This is a genomic window from Bradyrhizobium sp. UFLA03-84 (assembly GCF_002289535.1).
GTDB lineage: Bacteria > Pseudomonadota > Alphaproteobacteria > Rhizobiales > Xanthobacteraceae > Bradyrhizobium > Bradyrhizobium viridifuturi.
Genome location: NZ_NSJY01000013.1, coordinates 1,463,358 through 1,478,480 on the forward strand (window position 1 = coordinate 1,463,358; position 15,123 = coordinate 1,478,480).

At 65.6% G+C, this 15,123-nt stretch carries 15 protein-coding genes; 13 read left to right on the top strand and 2 right to left on the bottom strand.

The window, feature by feature from the left end; all coding sequences use genetic code 11:
- The first annotated feature begins 62 nt into the window (after positions 1 to 62).
- The 8 genes from CK489_RS20920 (at position 63) to CK489_RS20955 (ending at position 8,808) form a co-directional block, all read left to right on the top strand.
- Positions 63 to 1,187, top strand: coding sequence for a maleylacetate reductase (locus CK489_RS20920; protein ID WP_095733529.1), 1,125 nt, complete (start codon positions 63 to 65; stop codon positions 1,185 to 1,187).
- A gap of 25 nt (positions 1,188 to 1,212) precedes the next feature.
- Entirely contained in the window at positions 1,213 to 2,115 is a 903-nt protein-coding gene (locus CK489_RS20925) for a dioxygenase family protein (protein ID WP_095733747.1), read from the top strand.
- 35 nt (positions 2,116 to 2,150) lie between these two features.
- The gene (locus CK489_RS20930; protein ID WP_095733530.1) at positions 2,151 to 3,935 is read left to right on the top strand and encodes an FAD-dependent oxidoreductase; all 1,785 of its coding nucleotides are present in this window, start codon (positions 2,151 to 2,153) and stop codon (positions 3,933 to 3,935) included.
- 81 nt (positions 3,936 to 4,016) lie between these two features.
- Positions 4,017 to 5,342: an ABC transporter substrate-binding protein gene (locus CK489_RS20935; protein ID WP_502694128.1), complete on the top strand. Its 1,326-nt coding sequence runs from the start codon at positions 4,017 to 4,019 to the stop codon at positions 5,340 to 5,342.
- A gap of 86 nt (positions 5,343 to 5,428) precedes the next feature.
- A complete protein-coding gene (locus CK489_RS20940) occupies positions 5,429 to 6,142 on the top strand; it encodes an ABC transporter ATP-binding protein (protein ID WP_095733531.1) in 714 nt (237 codons plus the stop codon).
- On the top strand, positions 6,139 to 6,843 hold the full coding sequence (locus CK489_RS20945) for an ABC transporter ATP-binding protein (protein ID WP_095733532.1): 705 nt from the start codon (positions 6,139 to 6,141) through the stop codon (positions 6,841 to 6,843). The genes CK489_RS20940 and CK489_RS20945 overlap by 4 nt, the downstream gene beginning before the upstream one ends.
- 7 nt (positions 6,844 to 6,850) lie before the next feature.
- Positions 6,851 to 7,717, top strand: a complete 867-nt coding sequence (locus CK489_RS20950; protein WP_095733533.1) for a branched-chain amino acid ABC transporter permease — start codon at positions 6,851 to 6,853, stop codon at positions 7,715 to 7,717.
- Positions 7,714 to 8,808 carry a branched-chain amino acid ABC transporter permease gene (locus CK489_RS20955; protein WP_245350444.1) on the top strand — a complete coding sequence of 365 codons (1,095 nt, stop codon included), beginning with the start codon at positions 7,714 to 7,716 and terminating at the stop codon, positions 8,806 to 8,808. The genes CK489_RS20950 and CK489_RS20955 overlap by 4 nt, the downstream gene beginning before the upstream one ends.
- Before the next feature lie 221 nt (positions 8,809 to 9,029).
- Here the strand turns inward: CK489_RS20955 and CK489_RS20960 are convergent, their stop codons facing one another.
- Positions 9,030 to 9,494 carry a nuclear transport factor 2 family protein gene (locus CK489_RS20960; RefSeq protein WP_095733534.1) on the bottom strand — a complete coding sequence of 155 codons (465 nt, stop codon included), beginning with the start codon at positions 9,492 to 9,494 and terminating at the stop codon, positions 9,030 to 9,032.
- Between the two features lie 119 nt (positions 9,495 to 9,613).
- Complete coding sequence (locus CK489_RS20965) at positions 9,614 to 10,540, bottom strand: alpha/beta fold hydrolase (RefSeq protein WP_094193660.1); 927 nt, start codon at positions 10,538 to 10,540, stop codon at positions 9,614 to 9,616.
- Positions 10,541 to 10,711: 171 nt separating this feature from the next.
- Here CK489_RS20965 and CK489_RS20970 point away from each other — a divergent pair, with 171 nt between their 5' ends.
- The 5 genes from CK489_RS20970 (at position 10,712) to CK489_RS20990 (ending at position 14,931) form a co-directional block, all read left to right on the top strand.
- On the top strand, positions 10,712 to 11,095 hold the full coding sequence (locus tag CK489_RS20970; protein WP_095733535.1) for a hypothetical protein: 384 nt from the start codon (positions 10,712 to 10,714) through the stop codon (positions 11,093 to 11,095).
- On the top strand, positions 11,092 to 12,174 hold the full coding sequence (locus CK489_RS20975; protein ID WP_050626125.1) for a PHA/PHB synthase family protein: 1,083 nt from the start codon (positions 11,092 to 11,094) through the stop codon (positions 12,172 to 12,174). The genes CK489_RS20970 and CK489_RS20975 overlap by 4 nt, the downstream gene beginning before the upstream one ends.
- Positions 12,171 to 12,767: a GNAT family N-acetyltransferase gene (locus tag CK489_RS20980; RefSeq protein ID WP_198960970.1), complete on the top strand. Its 597-nt coding sequence runs from the start codon at positions 12,171 to 12,173 to the stop codon at positions 12,765 to 12,767. Before CK489_RS20975 ends, CK489_RS20980 begins: the two co-directional genes overlap by 4 nt.
- Before the next feature lie 181 nt (positions 12,768 to 12,948).
- Positions 12,949 to 13,425 (top strand): phasin, encoded by a 477-nt coding sequence (locus tag CK489_RS20985; protein ID WP_050626127.1) that lies wholly within the window; start codon positions 12,949 to 12,951, stop codon positions 13,423 to 13,425.
- 222 nt (positions 13,426 to 13,647) lie between these two features.
- Positions 13,648 to 14,931, top strand: a complete 1,284-nt coding sequence (locus CK489_RS20990) for a DUF445 domain-containing protein (protein WP_095733537.1) — start codon at positions 13,648 to 13,650, stop codon at positions 14,929 to 14,931.
- Positions 14,932 to 15,123 lie beyond the last annotated feature (192 nt).

A 15,123-nucleotide genomic window follows, 5' to 3' on the forward strand; every position in this document is an offset into this window, starting at 1 on the left:
CCTGCCGCTAGCTTTCTCCCAACAAAGCGAAATGTGCCGGTCCGCCGGCTGGGAGAAATGCCATGAGCGTCGCAGCGTCCGATGCCGTACGCCCGCCGATCGCGGCGGCCGGAAATGCCGGCAGCGGTACATTTGCCTATTGCTCGCAGCAATATCGCGTGGTGTTCGGCGCCGGCACCTCGGCGCGGCTCGGCGAGGAGGCGGAGCGCCTGGGCATCAAGCGGGCGCTGGTGCTGACCACCCCCGAGCAGCAGGACCTCGGACGGCAACTCGGCGCAGGCCTCGGCGACCGGCTTGCGGCACTGTTTGCCGGCGCGCGCATGCATACGCCGGTCGAGGTCACCAACGAAGCGCTTCGCATCGTTGAATCCCGCGACATCGACGGGCTGATCGCGATCGGCGGCGGCTCCACGGTCGGGCTCGGCAAGGCGCTGTCGCTGCGCACCGGGCTGCCGCATCTCGCGGTCCCGACCACCTATGCCGGCTCGGAGATGACGCCGATCCTCGGTGAAACCACCAACGGCATCAAGACCACGCAGCACTCCCAGGATCTGGTGCCGGACGCCGTCATCTACGACGTCGATCTCACCGTCAGCCTGCCGCCGCAGGTCTCCGCCGCCAGCGGCCTCAATGCTATCGCGCACGCGGTCGAGGCGCTCTATGCGCCCGACGCCAATCCATTGACCTCGCTGATGGCGGAAGACGGCATTGCGGCGCTCGCCCGCGCGCTGCCGCGCATCATGACTGCGCCTGCCGATGCCGGCGCGCGGCGCGACGCGCTCTACGGCGCCTGGCTGTGCGGCGTCTGCCTCGGCGCGGTCGGGATGTCGCTGCACCACAAGCTCTGCCACGTGCTGGGCGGCATGTTCAACCTGCCGCATGCCGAAACCCACGCGATCGTGTTGCCGCACGCAGCCGCCTACAACGCCGCCGCGGCGTCGGAGGCCATGACCCGGATTGCACGTGCGTTGCGCAAGGACGATGCGCCGCAAGGTCTGTTCGACCTCGCGCAGCGGCTCGCGCTGCCGCGCCGGCTGGCCGACATCGGAATGCCCGAGGACGGCATCGCGCGCGCCGCCGAAATGGCGGTGCGCAACCCCTATGCCAATCCAAGACCTGTGGAGCGCGTCGCGATCCAGGACCTGATCGCGGCGGCATGGCGCGGCGATGCGCCCGCACGGCACTGACATCTCAAGATCAAGGGACAATATGATGGTCAATTTCAACGAACATGATCTCACCGACGAAGTCCTTCGCAGCTTCGCCAACACGCCGAACAAGCGGCTCAAGTTCCTGATCGAGGAGACGGTGAAGTCGCTGCACGACCTGGTGCGCCGCACCGAGCTGACCTTCGAGGAATGGAATCAGGCGATCGAATTTCTGACCCGCACCGGCCAGACCTGCACGCCGCTGCGCCAGGAGTTCATCCTGCTCTCCGACGTGCTCGGCGTCTCGATGCTGGTCGATGCGGTCAATCACCGCGAGCGCGAAGGCGCCACCGAGACCACGGTGCTCGGGCCGTTCTATGTCGGCGAGCACCGCGTCACGCCGCACGGCGCCAACATCTCCGAAGGGATCAACGGCGAGGTGATGTTCGTGCAGAGCCGCGTCACGGATCTGGCCGGCAAATCGCTCGCGGGTGCCGAGATCGACGTCTGGCATGCCGACGACGACGGCTTCTACGATTCGCAAAAGGCTGACTATGCCGCACATGGCCCGTCGCTGCGCGCACGCTTCGTCACCGATGCCGACGGCCGCTTCTCGTTCCGCACCATCCTGCCGTGCAGCTATCCGATCCCGACCGACGGTCCGGTCGGCGATCTCATCACCGCGACGAAACGTCATCCGATGCGGCCGGCGCATGTGCACTTCCTGGTCAAGGCCGAGGGCTTCGAGCCGCTGATCACCCACGTCTTCCTGGATGGCGACCAATATCTGCGCAGCGACGTGGTGTTCGGCGTCAAGGACGAGCTCGTCGCCCGCGTCGAGCCGAAGAGCGAACCGGTGCTGCCGAACGGCGAGCGCGTCGCCGGCCCGTGGCACCTGATGACTTACGACTTCCAGATGAAGCCGGGCGCGGGCCTGGTGCCGCAGCCGATGATGGCTGCGGAATGACGATCACTACCAGCAACACGACCAAGGAGAGGACAATGACCAGCAAACCCGTTGAGACCGACGTCCTCGTCGTCGGCAGCGGCCCGGCCGGCGCGACCGCCGCGGCGCTGCTCGGCATGTACGGCGTCAAGCACATCCTGGTGACGAAATACGGCTGGCTGGCCGACACGCCGCGCGCCCACATCACCAACCAGCGTGCGATGGAGGTGCTGCGCGATCTCGGCCTCGAGGAGAAGGCGGTGGCGCAGGCAGTGCCGCAGCATCTGATGGCCAACAACGTGTTCTGCGAGAGCCTCGCCGGCGAGGAGTTCGGCCGGCTCTATTCCTGGGGCAACCATCCCTCGCGCAAGGCGGATTACGATCTCGCCAGTCCGGCGCGGATCTGCGACCTGCCGCAGAATTTCCTCGAGCCGATCCTGATCGAAGCGGCCGGCCAGCGCGGGACCTCGCTGTGCTTCAACACCGAGTTCATCGACCTGGTGCAGGATGCCGACGGCGTCACCGCGACCGTGAAGGATCGCCTGTCCGGCGAGACCTACCAGATCCGCGCCAGATATCTGATCGGCGCCGATGGCGGCCGCAGCCGGGTCGCCGAGGTGATCGGCCTGCCGATGGAGGGCCAGATGGGCCGCGCCGGCAGCATGAACATCATCGTGCAGGCGGACTTGAGCAAGTACGTCGCGCATCGGCCGAGCGTGCTGTATTGGGTGCTGCAGCCGGGCGCCGAGATCGGCGGCATCGGCGCCGGCCTGATCCGCATGGTGCGGCCGTGGAACGAGTGGCTGATCATCTGGGGCTACGACATCGAGCAGGGCGAGCGCAAACTCAGCAATGACGAGGCGATCTCGATCGTGCGCAATCTGGTCGGCGACGAGACGCTCGAGGTCAAGGTGCGCTCGACCTCGACCTGGACCGTGAACGAGATGTATGCCGGCCACTATTCGTCGGGCCGCGTGTTCTGCGTCGGCGACGCCGTGCATCGCCATCCGCCGACCAACGGCCTCGGGTCCAACACCTCGATCCAGGACGCCTACAATCTCTGCTGGAAGCTGAAGCTGGTGCTCGAGGGCCACGCCGCGCCGTCGCTGCTCGAAACCTATTCGGCCGAGCGCCAGCCGGTCGGCAAGCAGATCGTGACCCGCGCCAACAAGAGCATCGGCGACTTCCCGCCGATCTTCGAGGCGGTGGGCCTCGTCGCCTCGACCGATCCGGCGGAAGCGCGCAAGGCGATCGCCGCGCGCAAGGCGCCGACCGCCGAGGGCAAGGCGCGCCGCAAGAAGCTCTATGAGGCCATCGCCAACAAGAGCTACGAGTTCAACTGCCACGGCGTCGAGCTGAACCAGCGCTACGGCTCGACCGCTGTGGTCTCCGACGGCACGCCGATGCCGGCCTACACCAGGGATCACGAGCTCTATTACCAGGCGACCACCTGGCCCGGCGCGCATCTGCCGCATGTCTGGGTCGAGCATCGGGGCGAGCGCAAATCGACGCTCGATCTCACCGGCAAGGGCCGCTTTACGCTGCTCACCGGGATCGGCGGCGATGGCTGGAGGACGGCCGCGGCTTCGGTTGAGAAGGCCTATGGGCTGCCGGTCGATGTGGTGACGATCGGCCCGCAGGGCTGCGATGCGCTCGACATCTATGCCGACTGGTATCGCCGGAGCGAGGTCGACGAGGACGGCTGCGTGCTGGTGCGGCCCGACATGTATGTCGCCTGGCGCGCCAGGGAGGCGGCGGCTGATGCCAGCGATGTGCTGCTCGATGTGTTCGGCCAGATCCTCGGCCGCAGCGCGCAAGCGAAGTCGGTCGCCGCCGCGTAGCGCGGCGCCGGCGATTGTATTTCAGAACGAAATGAAACAGCAGCCGGTTTGAAAAATCGGCTTGCCTCAAGGGAGGGGAAAATGAGCAAGGATCAGTTGAGCGCAATGTCTTTCGATCGCCGCCGCGTGCTGCAAGGTATCGCCGGTGGGTTCGCCGCAGCAGGCACGACGACGCTATTCGCACCGGCGGTGCGGGCTACCAACAAGCCGATCAAGATCGGCTACGTCTCGCCGAAGAGCGGACCGTTGGCGGCCTTCGCCGAGGCCGACGATTTCGTGCTCGGCGAATTCCGCAAGTTCATCAAGGACGGCGTCAAGGTCGGATCGCAGACCTATCCGGTCGAAGTGGTGACGAAAGACAGCCAGTCCAATCCGAACCGCGCCGCCGAAGTCGCCAAGGAGCTGATCACCCGCGACAATGTCAGCCTGATCGTGGTCGGCGCCACGCCCGAGACCAACAACCCGGTCGCGACGCAGTGCGAGCTGGAGCAGGTGCCGTGCATCTCCTCCGTGGCGCCATGGCAGACCAATTTCATCGGCCGGCAGGCCAATCCCGGCGATCCCAAGAGCTGGAAGTCGTTCGACTACACCTTCCACTATTTCTGGGGGCTCGAGGACGTGATCGGCGTCTTCACCAGCATGTGGAGCCAGGTCGCGACCAACAAATCGGTCGGCGCGCTATTCCCGAACGACGCCGACGGCAATGCCTGGGGCGACACCACGATCGGTTTCCCTCCGGTGCTTGCCAAGCAGGGCTTCAAGCTCACCGATTCCGGCCGCTTCCAGAACCTCACCGATGATTTCTCTTCGCAGATCGCCGCGTTCCGTGGTGCCGACGCCGAGATCATCACCGGCGTGATCATCCCGCCCGACTTCACCACATTCTGGAACCAGTCACGGCAGAAGGGACTGAAGCCGAAGGTCGTGTCGGTCGCCAAGGCGCTGCTGTTTCCGGCGTCGGTGCAGGCGCTCGGCAAGGGCGGCAACAACATCTCGACCGAGGTGTGGTGGACACCGACGCATCCCTACAAGTCGAGCCTCAGCGGCGTCAGCGCCGCCGATCTCGCCAAGGGCTATGAGCAGGCCTCCGGCAAGCAATGGACCCAGCCGATCGGCTTCGTGCATTCGCTGTTCGAGGTTGCGATCGACGCGATCAAGCGCTCCGGCGACCCGAGCGACGGCACGGCGCTGGCGAAGGCGATCGGAGCGACGAAACTCGACACCATCGTCGGCCAGGTCGCGTTCGGCTCCAGCGCGGTGCCGCCATTCGCGGCGAAGAACATTGCCAAGACGCCGCTGGTCGGCGGCCAATGGCGGCTCAACGGCGACAAATACGACATGGTGATCACCGACAACAAGCTGGCGCCGCAGATCCCGCTCGGCGGCGATATGCAGGCGCTGAGCTAGCGAGCGCGTCGCAGGAAAATTGTCGATCGAAGCTGCGCGGCACGCCCGCGCATCTTCCCCCCAGCAAATCCACGCGGTGAGCTGACATGCTCGAACTCCATTCCGTCTCGAAGAGATTCGGCGCCATCGTCGTTGCCGATGCCATCGAGCTGACCCTTTCGTCCGGCGAGGCGCTCGGCGTGATCGGACCGAACGGCGCCGGCAAGTCGACGCTGTTCAACCTGATCACCGGCCTGCTGCGGCCGGATGCCGGCCGCATCGTCCTCGATGGCGCCGACATCACACATCTTTCGCCCGAGGCGCGCTGCCGTACCGGCATCGGGCGCTCGTTCCAGATCCCGCAACCGTTCGACCACCTCTCGGTGTTCGAGAACCTTGCGGTCGCCGCTCAGTTCGGTGGTGGATTGTCGGAGGCTGACGCCGTGCAGCACTGCGGCCGGATGCTTGATCTGACTGGCCTCGAAGCCAAGGCCAACCGGCTCGCCGGCAGCCTGCCGTTGCTCGATCGCAAGCGGCTCGAGCTGGCGCGGGCGCTCGCCACCAGGCCGCGCACGCTGCTGCTCGACGAGATCGCAGGCGGGCTCACCGATGCCGAATGCCACGAACTGGTCGAGACGATCAGGACCATCCATGCCGAAGGCGTCGCCATCATCTGGATCGAGCATGTGGTGCACGCGCTGCTTGCGGTGGCGCAGCGGCTGGTCGTGCTCAATTTCGGCAAGGTGGTCGCCCAAGGCGTGCCCACCGAGGTGATGCGCTCACGCGAGGTCGAGACCATTTACATGGGCGTGCCGGCATGACCGCGCTGCTCAACGTCTCCGCGCTCGACGCGTTCTATGGCGACTTCCAGGCGCTGTTCGGGATCGATTTCGAACTCGCTCAAGGCGAAGCGGTCGCGGTAATCGGCGCCAATGGCGCCGGCAAGTCGACCATGCTGAAGTCACTCGCAGGTCTCGTGAAGAACCGCTCCGACGCGATCCGTCTCAACGGGCGCGCGATCGGCGAGGCGTCCGCCGCCAGCATCGTGCGGCTCGGGCTCGCGCTGGTCCCCGAGGGACGCCAGCTGTTTCCCTCGCTCAGCGTCGAGGAGAATCTCCTGATCGGCGCTTATGGCGGCGAGCGCACCGCGCCGTGGGATCTTGCGGCGGTCTACCGGATGTTTCCGGTGCTCAGGGAGCGCCGGCGCGGCGCCGTCACGGCGCTGTCGGGCGGCCAGCAGCAGATGGTGGCGATCGGCCGGGCGCTGATGTCGAACCCACAGGTCCTGCTGTGCGACGAGATCAGCCTCGGCCTCGCGCCGATCGTGGTCGAGGACATCTACCGCATGCTGCCGCAGATCCGGGCCGGCGGCACCGCGGTGGTGCTGGTCGAGCAGGACATCGCCCGCGCGCTGCGCGCAGCCGATCGTTTCTACTGTTTGCAGGAGGGGCGGGTGACCTTGAGCGGAAAGCCTGATGACGTGGATCAGGACACGATCCGCGCAGCCTATTTCGGAGCATGAGGGAGCGATGAGCGGATTCGAAACCATCATCGAAGGCGTGCTGCTCGGCGGCGTCTATGCGCTGTTCGCGCTCGGCCTGTCGCTGATCTTCGGCATCATGCGCCTTGTCAATCTGGCGCATGGCGACCTGATCCTGCTCGCGGCCTATCTGGTGCTCAGCGCCACCACGGCGCTCGGCGTGCCGCTTGCGGTCGCATCCCTGCTGGTCGTTGCTGCGATGTTCGTGCTCGGCTTCGTGCTGCAGCGGCTGGTGCTGGAGCGCGTGCTCGGCGACGACATCCTGCCGCCGCTGCTCGTCACCTTCGGCCTGTCGATCGTGATCCAGAACGGGCTGCTGCTCGGCTATGGCGCAGACAGCCGCCGCCTGCAGGCCGGCGCCTTTGAATCCTCGTCGGTGACGCTGGCGCCCGGCCTCAGCGTTGGCCTCGCGCCGCTGACGGCGCTGGTGACGGCGATCGCCGCCGTCGCGCTGCTTCAGCTGATTTTCTATCGCACCTCGCTCGGCCGCGCCTTCCGCGCCACCGCCGACAATCCCGCGATCGCGCAGTTGATGGGCGTCAACGAGCGCAACGTCTATGCCATTGCGGTCGGGCTGTCGCTCGCGGTCTCGGTGATCGCCGCGGTCGTGTTCGGCATCCGTGCCAGCTTCGATCCGTCGATCGGGCCTGCGCGGCTGCTCTATGCGTTCGAGGCCGTGATCATCGGCGGCCTCGGCAGCTTGTGGGGCACGCTGGCCGGCGGCATCGTGCTCGGGCTTGCGCAGGCGATCGGGGGCCGGATCAATCCGGAGTGGCAGATCCTCGCCGGTCATCTCACGTTCCTGGCCGTGCTGATGGTGCGGCCGCGCGGTCTCTTCCCGGCGAGGCGGACATGAGCGTCGAGAGCATCGAGATGCCGGCGAGCCGGGAAGAGCGCACGGCAGATGTGCCGGTGTGGCAGATCCGGGTCGGCACGCGTCTGTCGCGCATCGCGGCCGTGGCCGGCATTGTGCTGGTCGTGGTGCTTGCCGTGCTGCCCGCGATCGCATCGCGCAATCTGATCCAGGACCTGATCTTCGTCCTCACCATGCTGACATTGGCGCAGCTCTGGAACGTGCTGGCCGGATGGGGCGGACTGGTGTCGGTCGGGCAGCAGGCCTTTGTCGGGCTCGGCGCCTATGCGCTGTTCGCCGGCATCGTGATGGCCGGGCTCGATCCCGTGGCCGCGATCCCGCTGGCCGGGCTGTTCGCGGCGCTGATCGCGGCCGTGCTCGGGCCGCTGCTGTTCCGGCTGGAAGGCCCATATTTCGCGATCGGCAGCTGGGTCGCCGCCGAGGCGCTGCGGCTGATCTGCGCCCAGTTCAAATCGCTCGGCGGCGGCACCGGGATGTCGATCTCGCCCAGCGAGTTGTCGCAGATGTTCGGCCTGAAGGCGGTGCAGGCGCTGCTCGGCCTGCGCCCGGCGGCGGCGCGCGACGTGCTGATCTACTGGCTGGCGTTGCTGCTCGCCGTGCTGGTCACGCTCGGCATCTACGCCTTCATGCGCTCGCGCCATGGCCTTGCGCTGGCGGCCAGCCGCGACAATGCGGCGGCGGCGCGCAGTGTCGGCGTCCGCACCGCGCGGATCCGCCATGTGCTGTGGATCGCGGTTGCGTTCGCCACCGGGATGGTCGGCGCGGTGGTCTATCTGCAGAAAGCGCGCATCTCGCCCGACGCCGCCTTCAGCGTCACCGACTGGACCGCCTATGTGATCTTCATCGTCGTGATCGGCGGCGTGCGCACCATCGAGGGTCCGATGGTCGGCGTGCTGCTGCTGTGGGGGCTCGTCACCTGGCTCGCCCAGTACGGCAGCCTCTACCTCGTCGTGCTCGGCACGCTCGCGATCCTGATCATGCTGTTCATGCCGCGAGGGGTGTGGGGCGCGGCGGCCCGCCGCTGGCAATGGCAGCTGTTCCCGACCCAGCGCTGGCTCGGCCGCAGCCGCTAGCGCATGATGGGCTAGGGGTTGAATGGTGCCGCGAGGGTACTGTGCTCCCTCTCCCGCTTGCGGGGGAGGGTCGGGGTGGCGGCTTTCTCCACGAGTCGCATCGTTGAGAGAGCCCCCACCCGCATCGCATCTTCGATGCGATGCGACCTCCCCCGCGAGCGGGAGAGGTGAGCTGCTCTGCGGCCCGACCGGTTCAACCCAATCTCATCGCGCCGTTGCGCTCAGAACATCGTGTTGTTGTTCGCCGGATTTTCCGGGATCGGCTGCACCACGTCCCAATGTTCGACGATCTTGCCGTCCTCGAGCTTGAAGATGTCGACGATCGCGTTGCCGCGGGTGCCGGGCTCGCGCACGGCGTGGACGTGCAGGATCACGTAGTCGCCGTCAACGAACGAACGCTTGATCTCGCTGTGCGAGTTCGGAAACTTCTCGCGCAGGAAGCCGATGAACTTGCGGAAGCCTTCGGGGCCGTCCGCGGCACCGGGATTGTGCTGCACATAACGGTTGCCGACATAGGCGAGCGCAGCATCGGCGTCCTTCTGGTTCAGTCCCTTGTCGTAGAAGGCCAGCACCGCCTTGCGGTTGGCTTCCTGCTGGGCCTCGCTGGTGGCGGCCATCGCGGCGGGAGACGCGAGCGCAAGCAGAAGTGCGGCGGCGACGATCCTCGGCCGGAGAATGAAGTTCATCTTGATGCTCCCGGTGACTGACGGCGCTGAACCGCGCTGCAGCTGGCTCTCTACAGGCTCCGCCTGTTGGCCGAAAGAGAGCACTCCCGGCTCACATGGTTACCGGGAGATACCAGCCCTCACGCCGCCTTCGCCGCGGCGCCATGCGCGTGCTTGTCGACGGCGTCGATGATCTGCGGCCACATCGGGATCGGCAGTGCGTGGCCCATGCCCTCGATCATCAGGAGCTTCGCGCCCGGGATCGAGGCTGCGGTGTCCCTGCCGCCTTCGGGATGCACCAGCGGATCGATGGTGCCGTGGATCACCAGCGTCGGCGCCTTGACGCTGCGCAGGCGCTCCTTGCGGCTGCCGGAGGCGAGGATGGCGCGCAGCTGGCGGCCGACGCCCTCCGGATTGAGGCCGCGCTCAAAGGTGCGCCGCGCGCGTTCGGGATCGAGCGCCTCATCCTCCGGGAACGAGCCGTTGCGCAACACCTTCCAGGTTTGGCCGTAACGGACGAAATACTCTTCCTTGCTCTTGGGCGGCGGGGCCGTCAGCACCGCGGTCGCCTCCCGGGTCGGGCTGGGGATCTTTGGATTGCCTGTGGTGGACATGATCGACGTCAGCGAGAGCATGCGCTCGGGAAAGGTGATCGCAACCTCCTGCGCGATCATGCCGCCCATCGAAGCGCCGACCAGATGCGCCTTGCGGATGCCGAGCGTGTCCATCAGGCCGATCGTGTCCCGTGCCATGTCGGCCAGTTTGTAGGGCGCCGCGACCGGGATCTTCAGCAAGCGCAGCTTGATGAGTTCGAGCGCGGTCAGCCGCTTGCCGCCGCTCATCCGGGAGGATTTTCCGATATCCCTGTTGTCGAATCGGATCACGCGAAAGCTGCGCGCGGCGAGCTGGCGGCAGAACTCGTCGTCCCAATGGATCATCTGGGCGCCGAGGCCCATGATCAGCAACAGAGGTTCGGCATTCGCGTCGCCAAAAACCTCGTAGCAGATGTCGATGCCGTTGGCGCGGGCGAGCTGCGGTGGCTGATGGGCAAGCGTGGTCACGGGCATCCCCTGCTGGTATCGCGGTCAGGAACCTCTATGCCACGGATTGACGCAGCGCAGAAGAGTGCCGGCGTCGCGGATCACGTCGCACTGTTGACCGATCAGCGGCAACAGTGTCGTATGGCACAAACAAATGGAAGCGCGGCAAGCGCCCGGAATTGGTGTGGAGGAGCGCGCATGGCCGACAAGGGCAACGACCCTGCCGTGATCTGGCAGACGATGATTGGCGAGATGGAGAAGGGGTTCAACTCCTTCGGCAACCAGCTGATGAGCTCGCCTGAATTTTCCAAGGTGATGAACCAGGCCGGCGGCGTCGCGGCCGGCGCGCAGAAGCAGCTCGGCGAGCTGATGGAGAAATATCTGCTCGCGATGAACCTGCCGAGCCGCGCCCAGCTCGTCGGCATGGCCGAACGCCTGCAATCGATGGAGAACCAGCTCAACGAGATCAAGACGCTGCTGCAGCAGGTGCATCACAACTCGCTGGCACCGGACGACGACCACGGCGCAACGCCGCGGCCGCCGCGCACCAAGCGCCCGCCAACCGAGGGGGACAGCAAATGAATGCTCCCACCGGGTTTGATCTCGCCTCGATCTCCGAGCGGGTGCAGTCCGAGGTGCAGCGCGCGATCCAGCGCAGCATCAAGGGTGTCGAGTACTTCTCGAGCTCGGGACCCACGCTCGGCGAGACACCGAAGGACGTGCTGTATTCGCGCGGCACCATGAACCTCTATCACTACCGGCCGCAGGCCAGCGAAGTCTATCGCGTGCCGGTCCTGATCGTGATGGCGACCACCAACCGCGGCTACATCCTCGATCTGGTGCCCGGGCAGAGCTTCATCGAATTCCTGCTCAAGCGCGGCTTCGACGTCTACATGCTGGACTGGAGCGCGCCGAAGCCCGAGGAGAAGTCGCTGCGCATGGAGGACTACGTCCTCGACTTCATTCCGGAGTCCGTGCGCCGGGTGCAGCAGGATTCCGGCGAGAAGGACGTCTCGGTGATAGGCTATTGCTTCGGCGGCGTGCTGTCGCTGCTCTATGGCTCGATCTTCAACGACGGGCCGATGAAGAATTTGATCTGCTTCACCACGCCGATCGATTTCCGCGAGATGAAGCTGTTCTCGAATTTCGCCGACCGCCGTTATTTCGACGTCGACCGCCTGATCGACAGCACCGGCAACATGCCGCCCGAACTGATCCTGCAATCGTTCGACATGTTGCGGCCGGCCGCGCGCGTCGTCGGCCAGATCCAGCTCTGGGACAACATCTGGAACGACGAGTTCGTCAAATCGTACCGGATGTTCGACCGCTGGGCGACCGACACGCTGCCGCTCGCCGGCGAGTATTTCCGTGCCATCACCAAGGACCTGATGTGGGACAACAAGCTCTACAACGACACCATGACGGTCGGCGGCCGGCCGGCCAGGCTCGCCGACATCAAGGTGCCGATCCTGCATGCGGTCGCCGAGCACGACCACATCGTGCCGTATGATGCAGCGAAGCACCTGATCACCAAGATCGGCTCCGAGGACAAGGAGGAGGTGATGCTGAAAGGCGGTCACGTCTCGCTGGTCGCCGGCGCCAATGCAATCAAGCGGCTGTGGCCGAAACTGGACTCCTGGTTGGGCAAGAGATCGACATGACCGAACAACGTTCCTATCCGCGCCACGTCAAGACCGAGGCCGGCGATATCGAGTTCCGGCTGATGACGCGGGCGGACGAGGCCGCGGTGCTGGCCTTCGCGCAGAAGCTGCCGACGCATGATTTGCTGTTCCTGCCGCGCAACATCAGTCAGCCGAAGGTGCTGTCGGCGTGGATCAACGAGATCGAGCGCGGCGACATCACGAGCCTGCTCGCGGTCAGGAACGGCACGGTGGTCGGCTGCGGCACCCTGGTGCGCGATCCGCACTCCTGGTCGCCGCATGTCGGCGAGATCCGGATGGTGGTGTCGCTCGACGTGCGCGGGCAGGGCGTCGGCCGGGCGTTGTCGCAGGAGACGTTCGCTATTGCCCTTGGCGCCGGGCTGGAGAAGTTCTCGGTGCAGATGACGGTCGACCAGCGGGCGGCGATCGCGCTGTTCGAAAGCCTCGGCTTCAAGGCGGAGGCGCTGCTGCGCGACCATGTCCGCGATGTCGAGGGCAAGAACCACGACATCGTCGTGCTCGGGCACAATGTGGCGCAGGTTCGGGCCCAAATGGAGGCTTACGGGGTGCCCGACGCTGTGAATGGTAATTAGAAACCTCTCGTCGCCGACGCGTTAGGCAACCTGCCAAATATTCGTGCCATTCACAGGCTCGTGATATCGCGCTGCAACATTGATGTTGCGGCGCACCATGAGGTGTGCCATAACACCGTTGCCCCGGGCCAATCCGGACGGGGTGAGCCCATAGCTCAAACCTGAGGATGGAGAGACCCCAATGACCACCGAAACCAATTCCGTGCTGAACAGCGTCAAGGAAGCCTTCGCGCCCGTCACCGAGGCGTTCACCAAGCTCCAGAACCTGGAAGTTCCGGAAGCCGCCCGTGAGTTCGTGAAGAAGCAGGCCGAGGCCGCCAAGACCCGCGCCGCCGATGCTTATGCCGGCTCCGAGAAGGTCACCAACGTGATCGAGTCCGCTGTTGCCGGTTCGGTGACCGAAGCCGCCAAGATCAGCCGCAACATCCAGCAGGCGATCTACCAGGACGCCGAGGCGTTCTTCGCCGGCATCGATAAGCTCGCGTCCGCCAAGTCGCTGAGCGAAGCTGCCCAGATCCAGTCGGACCTGGTCCGTGCGCGTGGCGAGCTGCTCGTCTCGCGGGCGAAGGCCAGCACCGAGTATCTCGGCAAGCTCGTCACCGACGGTGCGAAGACCGCGCAGGACAACTTCGCCAAGGTCTACAGCAAGACCGCCTGATCGCGCTTGCACTGACCGACTGCCCTTTTCGAAGGCCCGCCATTTTGCGGGCCTTCTTTTTTGCCGGTGCTTCTCATACATCGTTGATGTCGCAGCTGCCGTCATTGCGAGGAGCGACAGCGACGAAGCAATCCATTTCCCCGCAAGCGGTGAAATGGATTGCTTCGCTCCGCCCGCAATGACGGCTAGTGTCCCGCCAGTGCGAGAGCCCCTTCGATCCCCATGACCCTTCCCGCCGCCCTCATCGCAACGCCCGTCGATGCCGAACGCGCAGCCGAGCTGCGCCGCGTGAAATGGCTGGCGACTGGCGTGCTGGCGGCAACCCTGATCATCTTCATTGCAGCGAAGGCGCTGCTGCCGGTGCATCCCGCCTTCGGCTTCGTCGCGGCCTTTGCCGAGGCCGCGACCATCGGCGGGCTCGCCGACTGGTATGCGGTCGTCGCGCTGTTCAAGCGGCCGCTGGGGCTGCCGATCCCGCACACCGCGATCATCCAGAGCAACCAGGAGCGCATCGCCGAGAAGCTCGGTGAGTTCATCGAGAACAATTTCCTGGAATCCGGGCCGGTCGAGGCCAAGCTGCGCGAGATCGATTTCGCCACGTTCATCGCCGACTGGCTGCGCGACCGCAAGCGGTCCGAGGATCTCGCCCGCTTCGTGCTGCGGATGCTGCCCGAGGCGTTCGCGGCGACCGAAAGCTCAGGCTTGATGCAGTTCATCAGCCGCCGCGTCACGACGCAGATCCTTTCGGTCGATCTTGCGCCGCTCGCGGCGGGCGCGCTGCGCGGCTTCGTGCAGGAGGGCAAGCATGAGGGGCTGCTCGACGATCTCTTGCGCGCGCTGCACCAGACGCTGACGCAGCAGGAGACCATGGCCGTGATCCGCGACAAGGTCCGCGCGGAGATGCCGACGCTGCTGAGACTCTACCGTGCCGACAAGTTCGTGGTGAACCGGATCATCGCCTCGGCCACGAAATTCTTCGAGGAAGTGCGCAACGATCCTGAGCATCCGTTCCGCGGCGAGTTCGACCGCATGCTGCTGTCGTTCGTCGACCGGCTCGGCAGCGACAAGGCGTTCGCCGATCGCATCGACGGGCTGAAGCGCGACCTGCTGGCGCGGCCGGAGCTTGCCAATCTCGGCCGCACCATCTGGGCCAACGTCAAGGACTTCATCGAGCGCAGCGCCTCGGGCGAGTCGCAGGTGCTGCAGCATCAGCTGGCCCGAATGTTCGTCGAGGCCGGCGATGCGCTCGATGGCGATGCCGAGCTGCGCGGCGAGATCAATCAGGGTCTGGTCGCGATCCTGCGCACGGTCGTCGCCGAGCAGAAGAGCGGCGTCTCGAGTTTCATCGCCGACCAGATGAAGAGCTGGGACATGGAGCAATTGATCTCGCTGATCGAGGTCAATGTCGGCAAGGACCTGCAATACATCCGCTTCAACGGTTCGCTGATCGGCGGACTTGCCGGGCTCGCGCTTTACACCCTGGAATACGTGCTGCGGCTGCTGTGACCGATTGGGCACGGACGTCACAATAGTTGTGGCAAGTGTGACCTGGCCCGCTTGCACGAAAGTGATCGGTTCCCTAGCTTTTCAAGGTTGATTGTTGCGTTGCGGAACGATTCCGCCGGGTTTGCGTCAATCCTGTTGACCCATTCCTGATATTCCCATTGCCGGCCGCCAAGACGGTGCCGGAAGAGGAGT

Coding starts and splice junctions, on each gene's coding strand:
- CK489_RS20920 (WP_095733529.1), top strand. CDS start 63: ATGAGCGTCGCAGCGTCCGATGCCGTACGCCCGCCGATCGCGGCGGCC.
- CK489_RS20925 (WP_095733747.1), top strand. CDS start 1,213: ATGGTCAATTTCAACGAACATGATCTCACCGACGAAGTCCTTCGCAGC.
- CK489_RS20930 (WP_095733530.1), top strand. CDS start 2,151: ATGACCAGCAAACCCGTTGAGACCGACGTCCTCGTCGTCGGCAGCGGC.
- CK489_RS20935 (WP_502694128.1), top strand. CDS start 4,017: ATGAGCAAGGATCAGTTGAGCGCAATGTCTTTCGATCGCCGCCGCGTG.
- CK489_RS20940 (WP_095733531.1), top strand. CDS start 5,429: ATGCTCGAACTCCATTCCGTCTCGAAGAGATTCGGCGCCATCGTCGTT.
- CK489_RS20945 (WP_095733532.1), top strand. CDS start 6,139: ATGACCGCGCTGCTCAACGTCTCCGCGCTCGACGCGTTCTATGGCGAC.
- CK489_RS20950 (WP_095733533.1), top strand. CDS start 6,851: ATGAGCGGATTCGAAACCATCATCGAAGGCGTGCTGCTCGGCGGCGTC.
- CK489_RS20955 (WP_245350444.1), top strand. CDS start 7,714: ATGAGCGTCGAGAGCATCGAGATGCCGGCGAGCCGGGAAGAGCGCACG.
- CK489_RS20960 (WP_095733534.1), bottom strand. CDS start 9,494: ATGAACTTCATTCTCCGGCCGAGGATCGTCGCCGCCGCACTTCTGCTT.
- CK489_RS20965 (WP_094193660.1), bottom strand. CDS start 10,540: ATGCCCGTGACCACGCTTGCCCATCAGCCACCGCAGCTCGCCCGCGCC.
- CK489_RS20970 (WP_095733535.1), top strand. CDS start 10,712: ATGGCCGACAAGGGCAACGACCCTGCCGTGATCTGGCAGACGATGATT.
- CK489_RS20975 (WP_050626125.1), top strand. CDS start 11,092: ATGAATGCTCCCACCGGGTTTGATCTCGCCTCGATCTCCGAGCGGGTG.
- CK489_RS20980 (WP_198960970.1), top strand. CDS start 12,171: ATGACCGAACAACGTTCCTATCCGCGCCACGTCAAGACCGAGGCCGGC.
- CK489_RS20985 (WP_050626127.1), top strand. CDS start 12,949: ATGACCACCGAAACCAATTCCGTGCTGAACAGCGTCAAGGAAGCCTTC.
- CK489_RS20990 (WP_095733537.1), top strand. CDS start 13,648: ATGACCCTTCCCGCCGCCCTCATCGCAACGCCCGTCGATGCCGAACGC.